At 56.1% G+C, this 12019-nt stretch carries 12 protein-coding genes and 1 pseudogene; 8 read left to right on the forward strand and 5 right to left on the reverse strand.

Translation table 11 applies throughout. From position 1 onward, the window contains the following. Nucleotides 1–158: 158 nt before the first annotated feature. From CFR72_RS15050 to CFR72_RS15080, 7 genes and pseudogenes are all read left to right on the forward strand, one after another. A pseudogene (locus CFR72_RS15050) lies at nucleotides 159–584 on the forward strand (tyrosine-type recombinase/integrase); the annotation flags it as partial. A gap of 367 nt (nucleotides 585–951) precedes the next feature. Continuing rightward, entirely contained in the window at nucleotides 952–1995 is a 1044-nt protein-coding gene (locus CFR72_RS15055; protein WP_110914656.1) for a helix-turn-helix domain-containing protein, read from the forward strand. Between the two features lie 253 nt (nucleotides 1996–2248). Next, nucleotides 2249–2482, forward strand: coding sequence for a hypothetical protein (locus tag CFR72_RS15060; RefSeq protein WP_244182326.1), 234 nt, complete (start codon nucleotides 2249–2251; stop codon nucleotides 2480–2482). 568 nt (nucleotides 2483–3050) lie between these two features. Then, nucleotides 3051–3302: a hypothetical protein gene (locus CFR72_RS15065; RefSeq protein ID WP_110914657.1), complete on the forward strand. Its 252-nt coding sequence runs from the start codon at nucleotides 3051–3053 to the stop codon at nucleotides 3300–3302. A gap of 359 nt (nucleotides 3303–3661) precedes the next feature. Next, entirely contained in the window at nucleotides 3662–4009 is a 348-nt protein-coding gene (locus CFR72_RS15070) for a hypothetical protein (RefSeq protein WP_110914658.1), read from the forward strand. Further along, complete coding sequence (locus CFR72_RS15075; protein ID WP_110914659.1) at nucleotides 4006–6546, forward strand: DUF927 domain-containing protein; 2541 nt, start codon at nucleotides 4006–4008, stop codon at nucleotides 6544–6546. Before CFR72_RS15070 ends, CFR72_RS15075 begins: the two co-directional genes overlap by 4 nt. Nucleotides 6547–6885: 339 nt before the next feature. Beyond that, nucleotides 6886–7683: a restriction endonuclease gene (locus CFR72_RS15080; protein ID WP_110914660.1), complete on the forward strand. Its 798-nt coding sequence runs from the start codon at nucleotides 6886–6888 to the stop codon at nucleotides 7681–7683. Here CFR72_RS15080 and CFR72_RS15085 read toward each other — a convergent pair. The 5 genes from CFR72_RS15085 to CFR72_RS15105 form a co-directional block, all read right to left on the reverse strand. Then, the gene (locus CFR72_RS15085) at nucleotides 7678–8565 is read right to left on the reverse strand and encodes a DNA-methyltransferase (protein ID WP_110914661.1); all 888 of its coding nucleotides are present in this window, start codon (nucleotides 8563–8565) and stop codon (nucleotides 7678–7680) included. The two genes, CFR72_RS15080 and CFR72_RS15085, sit on opposite strands and share 6 nt — an antisense overlap. Next, complete coding sequence (locus tag CFR72_RS15090; protein WP_110914662.1) at nucleotides 8540–8740, reverse strand: MerR family DNA-binding transcriptional regulator; 201 nt, start codon at nucleotides 8738–8740, stop codon at nucleotides 8540–8542. The genes CFR72_RS15085 and CFR72_RS15090 overlap by 26 nt, the downstream gene beginning before the upstream one ends. A 92-nt stretch (nucleotides 8741–8832) precedes the next feature. Further along, a complete protein-coding gene (locus tag CFR72_RS15095) occupies nucleotides 8833–9234 on the reverse strand; it encodes a helix-turn-helix domain-containing protein (RefSeq protein WP_110914663.1) in 402 nt (133 codons plus the stop codon). Continuing rightward, complete coding sequence (locus CFR72_RS15100) at nucleotides 9231–9698, reverse strand: helix-turn-helix domain-containing protein (protein ID WP_018308605.1); 468 nt, start codon at nucleotides 9696–9698, stop codon at nucleotides 9231–9233. The genes CFR72_RS15095 and CFR72_RS15100 overlap by 4 nt, the downstream gene beginning before the upstream one ends. A gap of 628 nt (nucleotides 9699–10326) precedes the next feature. Continuing rightward, nucleotides 10327–10860, reverse strand: coding sequence for an RNA 2'-phosphotransferase (locus CFR72_RS15105; RefSeq protein WP_110914664.1), 534 nt, complete (start codon nucleotides 10858–10860; stop codon nucleotides 10327–10329). Between the two features lie 168 nt (nucleotides 10861–11028). On the opposite strand from CFR72_RS15105, the gene CFR72_RS15110 reads away from it, so the two are divergent. Next, entirely contained in the window at nucleotides 11029–11976 is a 948-nt protein-coding gene (locus CFR72_RS15110; RefSeq protein WP_146220754.1) for a hypothetical protein, read from the forward strand. Nucleotides 11977–12019 lie beyond the last annotated feature (43 nt).

The following is a 12019-nucleotide window of genomic DNA, read 5'->3' on the forward strand; positions in this document are numbered from 1 at the left end:
CCAAAGCCATCCAAGCGGCAGTTTTAAGAGGGGTATTAAGGGGGGTAAGCCAAAAGGCGACCCCTGAAAAACGGCTATATTCTGCGATTTTCTGAAAATGAATGGCGGATCGAAAGTCCGCCTAACCTACGTCCCAGAGTGTTTCAGGGCGTACCAAAAATATGACCACCCGTGTGTGGACGATACCGGCGGAGAGGATGAAGGCAGGGCGGTTGCACCGTGTTCCCCTGTCCATGCCTGCCACGGATATTCTGGACGACCTGTGCCAGCCGACAAATGGCGCTGGCTTTGTCTTTCCCGGATACAGGCCATCACGCCCCCTGACTGACGTGGCGCTGTCCAAGGCTTTGCATCTTGCAGCCGGGACCAAGGACGTGACCGTGCATGGCCTGCGGTCCACGTTCCGGGACTGGGCTGCGGAAGCGACAGACTACCCGAATGAGGTTGTGGAGATGGCCCTTGCCCATGCGGTCGGAAACAAGGTGGAAGCGGCTTACCGGCGGGGCGACCTGTTTGAGAAGCGCCGCGCCCTGATGGATGAATGGGCTGCCTATTGCTGCGGGTTACACAGGAACAGGCCATGATGGCTGGATTACACCAACGATTCCCGTTCGGGGTCTGTGTTTTTTGGTGTAACCAGTGTAACCGGTGTAACCAATCTGGAAAATGACAGAAAACAGCCACTCTCATGCGAGTGATTTGGTTACATCTGGTGGGAATGGAGGTGTAATCCGTGTAACTGACAGCGGATTGGGATGCTGATAACAGCATGCTTGAGCGGTGGCCCTCCTGTTTTTACAGGGCGGGTACAGAGGCCCCCCACCCCTTAACACGTCCGGTCGATGTGTTATCAAAACCCAACGCCTTTAACATGTCCCCCGGCGTCCTGTTCAACTTGTACACCCTCCGCCCATCCTGTAATGTTCAATTTGAACAGGGTGAGGACAGGCAATGGCGCAATCCGGTATCAATCTTGAGCGTCTGGCGAAGGTCTGGGCATTGGCAGAGGGCGGGAAGCAAGGCGAGGCAGATGCCGCCCGGCAACGCGCCGCTGCGATAGTTGAACCATATGGATACGTGCTGGATGACATTCCAAGCCTGCTGGCGGATGCCGGGTTCGGTGATGACCTGCCCCAGCCGGGACCGGGGGGTCTCAGGTTCTATGACATGGGCAACCCGGCCCATATGCGGGCCTACCAGCGGGAGCATGATGCCAGGCGGCGGCGCTGGATGCGCGACAATGCAGACCGCATTGCGGAGGTGATCGCCCGCTATGGGTCAGAGGAAGCCGTGTTCGCACCCACGGCGGAAGAAAAGACGTTGGATGCGGCTATTGAGCCGTTCCGTGATCCTGGAGAAGACGGCTGCGCCACATCGTTTGACGGCGAGAACTTCAGCCCTTCCGAGCGTGTAGTGGCAGCGATGGGTCAAGCTATCCCGTGGCCCGACACCATCCCGGCGGCTTTGGCTGAATATGAGGCGTGGGACAGGCTGTGTGATGACCGCAACGTGGCGGACGGGAACAACCAATATGATTACCTGAGCAACGGTGCTGACAAACGGCGGTGGCACCTGTGCGACATGGTGGAGAAGCTCATCCCGGCCCGTGACCTGTCCGACGTGATTGTGCGCCTGCGCTTTCAGTTGGACGGACAGGGGAGCCGCGATAGCCCCCAGGCCGTTCTTGATGACCTTGAGCGGCTACAGGCGGCGGGCTTTGGAGCATCGGAAACACGGGAGTCTCCCGGTTTATCACCCGCTGCCGATATTCCTGGCAATGAGAGCGATAAGGTGGGAAATCCCCATGTTTGGGCCGGTCCAAATCTGGACACACCCCCTTCGTTCAAATTGAACACGGCAGGACAGCGCCGGGCGGAGGTGAAGCGGATACTTGCCACCCAGGAGGGCAGAAGCATGTCCTTACGTGAGATTGCCGCCCGTGCGGGTGTTTCCCCTTCGACCGTGCTGAACATTAGGCGGCGTATGGCAGCATGACGGAGGTATGTTCAGATTGAACAGGGGTAGGGACCGCTTACTGTGCGGACCCTTTGGTTTATCTCTGCGGCCCAAACCGTACGCGAGTTACACAGGTGTGGCCGCTACAAATAAGACAGACCCTACGCGCGATGCGCGCGAGGGAGCATGGAAAACCTGACAAAACCAGATATTCAGGCTGCAGTACGCGCGCGCACGCGAGGGAGCATGGCGAACGAGCCGAACACGTCCTACGCGCGATGCGCGCGAGGCGATGGGCAGTAGTTCCGCGTCCTGCCACCGGGCATGGCGCGCGCATACAGCGCCGCCCAGTCTGGCAACGCCAGACCGGCTGGCGGCCATACAGGCTGCCACTACGGAAATCAGCGTCATGGCGGGGATACTGGCCCGCATGGCGGAGGGGGACAAACAGACCGGCACTGAACTGGCATGGCTGGCCGATGGGATCGGTCGATATGCACACGCCATTGAGGACTGCATTTCATGAGAGACGATGTAGGGCTTAACCGTGGGGTGCCAGCGCCCCGAAGCCGGTTCCCCAAGGTCAATCCTGTTCCATGTTTGTCCGTGGTTGTCCCCTCCTGTCCGCAACTGTCACCTTAGGTGACACATCAGGATGCCCCTTAGAGGCCCACAGAAGCCCGTGGAGGCGTGTCTATGACGCACATGGTGTGGGACCAGCCCCACGACGGTCATTGTGCCGTGTGGAGACATAGGAGACTTCCTACGGCATTTCGTATTGGAACCGCTTCGTTTGGGGTGTATAGGAAACATGTGGCGCGTGACTCGCTTCTCCGGGAGTGAATCGCCAAAAGAAAAGCCGCCTGGAGGTGCTAACTCCAAAGCAGCTTCTCATTGGTAGTGTCATTGCTGTCAGGGCGGCGGAAAACCGCCAATCCCATTAGAACAACACAGGTTCCATTGCAGTCGGTTCCTGTCGGTTTTTCTAACCGGGTTTTAGTTTGGTTGACAAGGGTTGCTTTCGCGAAGCGCGTAAGCCCCATCGATTCCCGACGCCTTGATAGCACCCTGTAACCCTTGGTTTGCGGTGCTTTATGACCGAAAAAAACGACGACCTGATCCCTTTTGCCGATGCGATTGCGGAACTGAACAGCCAGCGTGCGACTCGGGGCGCTGGCGATAGCTTCCATGCGATGACGACGGCTTACTCCTACGCGGCAAGCGGGATGATCCCCACAATCAAGCGGGGCCGTTTCCGCTTCGTGCGCCGGTCTGACCTGCCCGTCATTGCCACCCGTCTGCCTGTTGGCCGCACTGGCTGCGCGCCCTCCCACGCTATGGTTTGAGGGGGTGCGCGTGACTGCTGGCGGCAATGAGAAGGCACCTCCGCATTATGTATCGGTGGTTGAGTGGGTGGCACGGACGGGCATGTCCCGCACGCAAACATATCGTAAGCTGAATGACGGCAAGCTGATCGCAAAGAAGCTGGGAAGCCGGACGGTGATTGATTTCCGGGCAGGACTGGCATGGCTCGCGTCGCTTCCCAGCGCAACATTCATCCCAAAAAGCAACGGCCCCCGTCATTAACTGAGGGAGCCGCGCCGGTGATGTATGATATCCAGTGATCGCAGGCATTATACATCACCGTGGCAGGATTTCCCAAGTAAAATGACGGGCGGCACCTGAATAAGGTGGCAAGCCTGACATGGCACAGACACATGCACACCCGGACTCAGTACACACGAATCCGGGGGGTAAAATAGACTTCCAGGCAATCAACAGCGCAGCCCTTGGCGTGCTGACGGCCCTCCTCCTGCGCTGGCTGCCAGATGGCAGGCGTGAGGGGCACGAATGGGTGTCGCGGAACCCGCGCCGGGGTGATCGTAACCCCGGCTCGTTCAAAGTGAACATGAACACGGGCCGATGGTCTGATTTCGCTACGGGCGACCGGGGCGGTGATCCCGTATCCCTTGCGGCCTATCTGTTTGGGCTGTCCCAGCTTGAGGCGGCGCGGCAGTTATCCCTTATGCTTGGCATGGGGGTGCGGTCATGACCGGCATTACCTCCGCAGCCAGCAGCCTTCCCGCAATGTCGTGCCTGTCTGGTGCTGCTCCGCTTGCGCCCCTGACAGATGAGGAAAAGGCGAAAGCCCAGACCATCGGCGGCCCGTCTGGCGAACAGTGGGAGCCGATCACACCCGCCCCCTGTGAACCTGAATTGCCGCGTGGTGCATCATTCCTATGGGTTTACCGGGATGCGGAGGGCCGCCCCCTCTGTGCCCGGTTCCGCAAGGAACGCGAGGACGGCGGCAAGGATATTCTGCCCCTGTCTTATGGCCGCCGTGTGTGGACGGACAGTAAGGGTAACCGCCGTGACGGCACCGGCTGGCACTGGAAGCAGGGACGCAAGCCGTTGCCGCTTTACGGACTGGATCGTTTGGCGGCCTTCCCTGACGTGCCCGTGCTGCTGGTGGAAGGCGAAAAGACGGCGGACGCGGCAGCCCGTCTGTTCCCTGATTATGTGGTCATGACCTCCCAGGGCGGGAGCAAGGCAGCGGCAAACAATGACTGGTCGCCTCTGGCGGGACGTAGCGTGACAATCTGGCCGGATAATGACGACGCTGGCAGCGGGTATGCCGATGCGGTCATTGCCGCCCTTGAGGATGTCGGGGCTGCGATGGTGCGCACGGTGGGTGTGCCCGACAACCTGCCTACCGGCTGGGACTTGGCCGATGACGTGCCGGATGACCTGACAGGCGGAGGGGAAACGTCCGATGTGGATTTCCTGCGCCCTTATCTGGATCAGGCCACGCCAGCCGTCGCAAACGTCAAAATGCCGCATGGTTACAGCATGGAGCGCGGTGGACTGTATTTCACCCATGAACAGGAAGGCGACCTGCCTCCGAAGAAGGTAAAGGTCTGCATCCCCTTCAACGTGATTGCCGAGACGCGCGACGTGGACAACATGGGGTGGGGTGTCCTGATTAGCTGGCTGGACCCGGACGGAAAGCCTCACCAGTGGGCATTGCCAAAGCGTATGGTGCATGGTGACGGCAAGGACATTGCCAGTGAGCTTGAGGACGCGGGTTTCGGTTGCACCGTTTCTGGCGTACGCCTGCTTCGCCAGTTCTTTGCCTCTGTCCATACCGTGCGCCGCCTGCGCTGTGTCGATAAGTCGGGATGGTATCATGACAATGGCAACGCCACCTTTGTCCTGCCCAATGGGGTGACGGTTGGCGCGGGGCGGCGTGATGTGGTGTTTCAGACGACCCGCATGGCACGGGGCGCGGAATACGGCACAGGCGGGACGCTGGTGGACTGGAAGCGTGATATTGCCGCGTATGCAGTAGGGAACAGCCGCCTTGCCTTTTCCCTCTCTGTTGCCTTTTGCGGCCCGCTGCTGGACCTGATGGGCGAACAGTCCGGTGGGTTCCACATTGTGGGCAAGAGCCAGTCCGGCAAATCCACATCCCTGTTCGCGGCGGGTTCGGTATGGGGTAAGGGCGACCGTGACGGGCAGGTGCGTTCATGGCGTGGCACGTCCAACGGGACGGAGGGCATCGCGTCCGAGACCTCCGACACCCTGCTTGTTCTCGATGAGATGGGGCAGGCCAACAGCCGCGAAGTCGGTGAAATCACCTATATGCTGGCGAACAACAGCGGCAAGCAGCGTGCCGGGCGCAATGGCGAAGCCCGTGCCCGCAAGAGTTGGCGCGTGCTGTTCTTGTCCACCGGCGAAATCACGCTGGCGACCAAGATGGGGGAGGCCGGACAGCGCCCGATGGCGGGGCAGGAGGTCCGGCTTGTGAACGTGCAGGCCGATGCCGGGGCCGGGATGGGTCTGTTTGAAAACCTGCATGACATGGCCTCACCGGGCGACCTTGCCGATCATATCCGCCGTGCGGCCCGGACAAGCTACGGCACCGCAAGCCGTGCCTGGTTGCAGGCCCTTGTGATGGATCGCAATGAGGATGAGGCTGCCCTTACCGATACCATCAAGCAGATCGTGGCACGGTTTGAGGAACAGGCATTGCCTGATTCTGGCCCTGTCGATGGGCAGGTGCGCTCCGTGGTGCGACGGTTTGGACTGGTGGCTGCTGCGGGTGAAATGGCAACCGCGTATGGCGTCCTTCCGTGGCAGCGCGGGGAGGCTACGCGGGCGGCTCTGGTGTGCTTCCGCTCATGGCTGGATGATCGTGGCGGCACCCAGGCAGCGGAGGACAGGACCGCAATCGAACAGGTCCGCCTTTTCATTGAGCAACACGGAGAGAGCCGTTTCACCCTGCTGGGTGGTCCCGATGGCGACGGCGATGATAGCCGCTCCCGCACGATCAACCGCGCCGGATACCGCCGTAAGGTGACGACAGAAGGCGGTGCGGAGAAATGGGAATACCTGATCTTCCCCGCCGCGTGGCGTGAGGTCGTGTGTAAGGGACTGGATGCTAGGCGGGCCGCGCAAAGCCTTATCGCTGCCGGGTATCTCAATTCGGGCGGGGGAGGGAGTCCGACCTCCGTCATCAAAGACCCAGAAAAAGAAAAGGCAGCGCGTTTCTATGTCGTGAATGGCGACATTGTGGACGGAGGTAACTGATGGCTCATCCGTCCTTGGTTACACGGGTTACACATTGCCCATTCCTTTGTGTAACTGGAAACAGGCTAGAAAAGTGCCGGAAAACAGCCAATCTGAAAACCAGTTACACTGGTTACAAGGGTTACACTGCATTTTACAGACCCCGAAACGGATTGGCGCTGTTTTTACCTGCAAGCAGACGTTCCAAGCAAAAGGTAGAGCAGACCCGGAGCGAGCGCAGCGCGGGAGCGCCGTAGGCCGCCGAAGGCGTCCGGGTGGGGTTGGGTGGCTATCAATGGTATTGGGGTAGTTATCCAGAGTCTGTTGATGAACAGATAGAACAACCTTTAGGAAATATAGATGTCAGAAGAGGGTCGTATTAAAAACATATCTAAGCGTCTGCCGAATTTAACAGAATACCAGCTTGATGCTATTAGTCGTATTATTGATCAACTTCAAAAACCAAAAAAGTTTTGGAGAAATGAAAATTCAGATTTAGTTACAAATAATGTACTTCAAGATTTTGGAGATACACTGCGGATTCATCATGTTTTTTCGGCAGAAGCTTTATCTAAAGATCGTTTTGAATATGCGCTTGAACGCGTATTGCAGGGCTGTGGAGTCAAAGCAAAATGTGCTCCAAAAGGAAATCCGGGGCATGACATAACTATTAATGACATGCGGGTTTCATTAAAAACACAAGCGGATAAAGGTATTAAAGTAGGAACAATTCATATTTCTAAATTCATGGAGTTAGGAAAGGGTGAATGGACTGATAAAGTTGAGCACCTTCATGGGCTTCTTGAGCGGTTCTATAACCATATGACACGGTATGATCGAATATTTACGCTTAGACGACTTAAAGATAAAACAAATGAAAATTATGAATTGGTAGAAATACCAAAAGAAGTATTGAAACGTGCTGAATTTGGAGAATTTAGAATCGTATCAAATAGTAAACAAACACCAAAACCTGGATATTGTACTGTATCTGATCATGATGGCGTTGAATTCCAGCTTTATTTTGATGGGGGAACAGAGAGAAAGCTTCAGGTTAAGTGCCTTAGAAAAGATTTATGTATTGTGCATGCAAATTGGATATTCCCAAGGCAGCAGGCAGATAAAGAACTTGTATTTGAGGATGATCCGATTTCATAGTAATTTAGGGGTTGGTAAGGATATGGCATCAATACGATTTGTTGCCATATCAGCATAATCTGGATTCATTTCGATTCCGACGCACTTGCGATTAAGGCTTTTTGCAACAGCTCCCACGGTTCCCGAACCAAAAAATGGATCGATAACTTGATGGCCCGGATTGGAGCCAGCCAAAAGACACAGCTCTACTAAAGCCGTTGGGAATACCGCAAAATGCGCTCCCTTAAACCCTTCTGTGTTTATGTTCCAAACACTACGACGATTTTTAAGACCGTTTCCGGTCAGAGCAGGTTCTTTAATAGCATCGTGATTGAATAAATATCGCTCTGATTTGGAGAATAAGAATACGTATTCATGAGACCGGGTAAGTCGATCTTTGACCGATTCAGGCTGGCAGTTGGGTTTGTGCCAAACGATATCGCTGCGAAGGTACCAACCGTCAGCTTGGAGTGCAAAAGCAATTCTCCAAGGTAATCCGATCAGATCTTTTGGCTTTAAGCCTTCAGGGGTGTCGGGACGGTATGTCATAGCGCGGCCCGGATTTTTTTTGTCTGGAGCGCGCCATGTCCGACCCCCACTTGTGTAAGCGTCGCCAATATTTAACCAAAAAGTTCCATCGTCCTTAAGAACGCGATGGATTTGTCGAAATACTGCGACAAGGTCCTTAATATAATTATCAAGAATAGGTTCTGCGCCAATCTGATTTGGATGGTCGTAATCTCGCAAGCCCCAGTAAGGTGGTGATGTAACACAAGTCTGGAAAACATTATCTGAGAAATCAGCTAGCTTGTTTCTAGCATCCGCAAGGTAAACGGAAATCCCATCAGCGTCGTAGAATAAGTCTTGTGGTGATTCTTCAACTTTTTTTACTGTAGATGACATTTTTTAAAGCCTTGATATCTGTTTCCGCATATAGCCTGTAACCGTTCATCGGGTGGCGATGCGGGGTGAGCTTTCCGGTTTTGTCCCAATTCCGCAGTGTCGTTGCTGTTACACCAAGGTAAGCTGCTGCTTCACCAACAGTCAGAAAACGCTCTGATGGTCCACCATCTTCCATAACAATATAAAACCTTATAAAACATTGTCAACAAAAACATTATAAAACATTACCAAACTTGGATGGTGCAGAGAAGCTAAAAGGGTTGAGCGTTACCAGAACCACCATTTGCGAGGTCGTGGTTCAGCCAGCTTCTGGGCTAATTCACGCCAGTGATCGCGGTCAGCCTCGATGGTCGCCCGGAGTGTCTTTTCGGCTTCGAGTTCAGCCTTCACGCGCACCAGTTCGAGCGTATCTTGGGCGATCGGATCTGGGTGTGCATGGGTGTGCGCAGGGTGTGCATCGACATCTTCCTGCACAGTGTGCGCACATTGTGCAGGGTGTGCTGCGAGCCATGCGTTCAGATCGTCAGCTTTGATCCGCCATTGGTTCTTGTTGTCCCGAAAAGCCTGCAAATCTGATGATTTTATAGCCCGCATGATCGTCCAGCGGGAGACGTCAGCTACCTGTGCAGCCTGTGCAGGCGATAGGTGTGCAGGGGTGTGCGCACTCACTGTGCAGGATCGTCGCGGCTGGTGGCGGGCAAGTCAGGTTCCAGACCGTCAAGAGATGGCTGGGAAGGGGGAGGCATACCGGGGCCGGTCGGTAACTGGCGTTCGCCTTTGAACATGGCCGGGATGGATTCAAGGGGAGGAAGGTCGTCTAGGGTTTCGGCGTCTGGCTGTTCTGTGGCTGAGACCACGACCGCAGCATCGAATAGAGCGTAACGCTGTCCAGCTCTGGCACCGGACCACGCAACCCTGCGGTTTACGATGTAGGCGTTGGCAGTACCAGTCGGGCCGATCTGACGAACATCAATCCAGTTTCCTGACCGAAGGGTATCGAGTGCCCGCTGAAGCGTTGCTCGAGAGCACGCGCATAGTTCAGCAAGCGTTTTTTGCGACACGACCACAGCATTATTGCGACCCATGTGATGCACCAGTGTCATCATCACAGATGCAGCGCGAGGGTTTTCCATCCCCAACCGTGACCAGCGTTCCAACGCTGCTCGTTCGACCTGCACCCATGATCCGGATGGAGCCGTTGTTACTCCTAATTCTCGAGTCCTCACCACATCACCCTATGCCTTTGCGCCCATGAGGCACCCCTGCCTCACAGGTGAGAGAAAAAATACCCGAAAGAAAATATATCTGCTCATGGCGTGAGCAAATATTGCTCAAATCTCTTATCTAAATTTTCCCAGAAATGGAATAAATATCATCATTAAATGAGCGAATTTCGTTCAAACCTGCCTCACCAGCTATGAGGCAGGGGTGCCTCATAGCTGGTGAGGCACCCCCCCCAAATAACATACTGATAAAAAACAACTTTTTTTGTTTCTCTTTCTATGATCTTAAGGACCGTCCACGAAGCCCACGGGACGAGGCCCGCGAACGCCCTCGTGAGCGGTAGCGGGCCTCGGGTCCTGTGGGCCCTCGGGGGCGGATCAGAGACCCTTTTGGCAGGGAGTTATCCACACCAGACGCCTTTGGCGGCCTACGGCGCTCCCGCGCTGCGCTCGCTCTGGTGCTGTAAGGTCAGCAGAACCGAGCTAGATGGGATTTGCTCAAGGGGAAGGAGTGTGTGGGAATAGTCTGTATTTCCCGTCAGAACGCCAGATAGGCCGGAGAGACGCTAGGAACGAGCCACACGCCGTTGTCGGCCTGATAGAATGGAATCTTATCCAGAAACATCAGACCGGCCTCTACGGCCAAAATAACGGCCTTTCCGTGCCGCTCCCCGACACGCTGCGCCGTTTCCCTGTCGGCGGAGAGGTGGACCATCTGGCGGCGGCCCGGTTTCAGCCCTTCTCGGAAGATCGCATCGAGGTTGTCTCGGGCGGTGCCGTGCCAAAGCCGGTCAGGTGGCTGGACGGCGGGCAGGTCGAGATCAACCGGAAGGGAATGCCCCTGTGCGGCCCGGATGCGCAGGCCGTCCGGCGAGAGGGTGAAACGCCGCTTGTCGTTTATCTCGACCACCCGTTGCAGGGTGGCGAGGTCAAACGGCTTTCCTGCCCGCTTCGCCTGCCGGATCAGCTCGGGCACGTTTGCCCAGCCTTGCCCGTCCAGCGTCAGGCCGATCCGTTCCGGCTCATGCCGCAGGATCAGGGACAGCAGCCGGGCAACTTCTCCATCCTTCATCGTCAGTCCTTGAAGGGGGTTCAAAGGGGTCTCCCCTTGTCCGCTGTTTTTGGGTAGGGTCCCAAAAACGGATAGCGGGTATCCTTTTTATAAAAAGGATACCAACTTGTATCAAGTCAGTACGAGTTGTGGTGAAAAAATATGAAGGGCAAGTCTGGGTCTGTGCGGATGAAATCCCTCGATGCGTCGGGTCTGGCGGCGATGGGACGACACGAAAAGCGCCTCGATTACGCTGGCAGCAAACGGGCCATCCGGGATGTTCCGCCGCTGGTTTACAGTCCGTATGGCGAGGGGCTGGATCTCGAACAGAGCTATGCCGCCCATGTTGAAGGGACGAAGCGCAACAAGGGGGGACGTGCTCTGGCCCGGCACGGCTTCTTACAGTTCCCCACGGACCTGCCCGTCACCCCTGAGAACGAACAACGGATGCTGGGTGAGGCTGTGGCCTTCATCAACGCAACGCATGGGGGGCGGGCTGTTTTCCGGGCGCGACTGGACCGGGATGAAGCCGGACGGCATGGGGTCGATGTCTTTTTCGTACCGAAATACGAGAAGACCACCCGGCGCGGGAAGGTAGTTGAGGACTGGATCAGCCTGTCCAAGTTCGGCAAGGAACTGGCCCTAGAACGGTTCGGAGAGCGGCAGAAAAAAGCTAAAAGTCCAGAATCCGGACTTTTCGAACCAGTCTTCGATAAAGCCGGTAAGCCCGTCATGGAGCGATGTGACAGCCCCGTTTTTCAGGGGCGGGCGCTTCAGGACTTATGGACCGAGCATCTTCGCGACAGGATGGGGCTGGAATGGGTCGAGCGGGGCAAGGCGAAAGTGGGCCGCGACCAGGATCGGCTGGAGCCGGAAGAATACAAGGTTGCCCAGGAGCGGGGAAAACTGGAATCCGCAAAAGCAGACCTGGTCAGGGAGATGGAAGCGCGAGAAGCCGTTCTTGTGGCTAGAGAGGCAGCCGTATCAGCCGAACATGCAAAGGCGGTGAAAGCTCACAAGGATGCAGCAGAAATTAAGGCCCGCAATAAGGCCCACAGGATGGCCTTACATGTGGGGATGGACGGATTTCTTCTGTGGTTGCCGTCCGTTATGCAAGAGTTTTCTGACCCATATTGACGTGTGATCGTGTGCGGTCTTCTGTAAGGCCTGTTGATGTGGC

Source organism: Gluconacetobacter entanii, from assembly GCF_003206495.1.
Lineage (GTDB): Bacteria > Pseudomonadota > Alphaproteobacteria > Acetobacterales > Acetobacteraceae > Novacetimonas > Novacetimonas entanii.

Bases quoted from the DNA above. Each gene is read 5' to 3' on its own strand.
- CFR72_RS15055 (WP_110914656.1), top strand. From the start codon at position 952: ATGGCGCAATCCGGTATCAATCTTGAGCGTCTGGCGAAGGTCTGGGCA.
- CFR72_RS15060 (WP_244182326.1), top strand. From the start codon at position 2,249: ATGGGCAGTAGTTCCGCGTCCTGCCACCGGGCATGGCGCGCGCATACA.
- CFR72_RS15065 (WP_110914657.1), top strand. From the start codon at position 3,051: ATGACCGAAAAAAACGACGACCTGATCCCTTTTGCCGATGCGATTGCG.
- CFR72_RS15070 (WP_110914658.1), top strand. From the start codon at position 3,662: ATGGCACAGACACATGCACACCCGGACTCAGTACACACGAATCCGGGG.
- CFR72_RS15075 (WP_110914659.1), top strand. From the start codon at position 4,006: ATGACCGGCATTACCTCCGCAGCCAGCAGCCTTCCCGCAATGTCGTGC.
- CFR72_RS15080 (WP_110914660.1), top strand. From the start codon at position 6,886: ATGTCAGAAGAGGGTCGTATTAAAAACATATCTAAGCGTCTGCCGAAT.
- CFR72_RS15085 (WP_110914661.1), bottom strand. From the start codon at position 8,565: ATGTCATCTACAGTAAAAAAAGTTGAAGAATCACCACAAGACTTATTC.
- CFR72_RS15090 (WP_110914662.1), bottom strand. From the start codon at position 8,740: ATGGAAGATGGTGGACCATCAGAGCGTTTTCTGACTGTTGGTGAAGCA.
- CFR72_RS15100 (WP_018308605.1), bottom strand. From the start codon at position 9,698: ATGGAAAACCCTCGCGCTGCATCTGTGATGATGACACTGGTGCATCAC.
- CFR72_RS15105 (WP_110914664.1), bottom strand. From the start codon at position 10,860: ATGAAGGATGGAGAAGTTGCCCGGCTGCTGTCCCTGATCCTGCGGCAT.
- CFR72_RS15110 (WP_146220754.1), top strand. From the start codon at position 11,029: ATGAAATCCCTCGATGCGTCGGGTCTGGCGGCGATGGGACGACACGAA.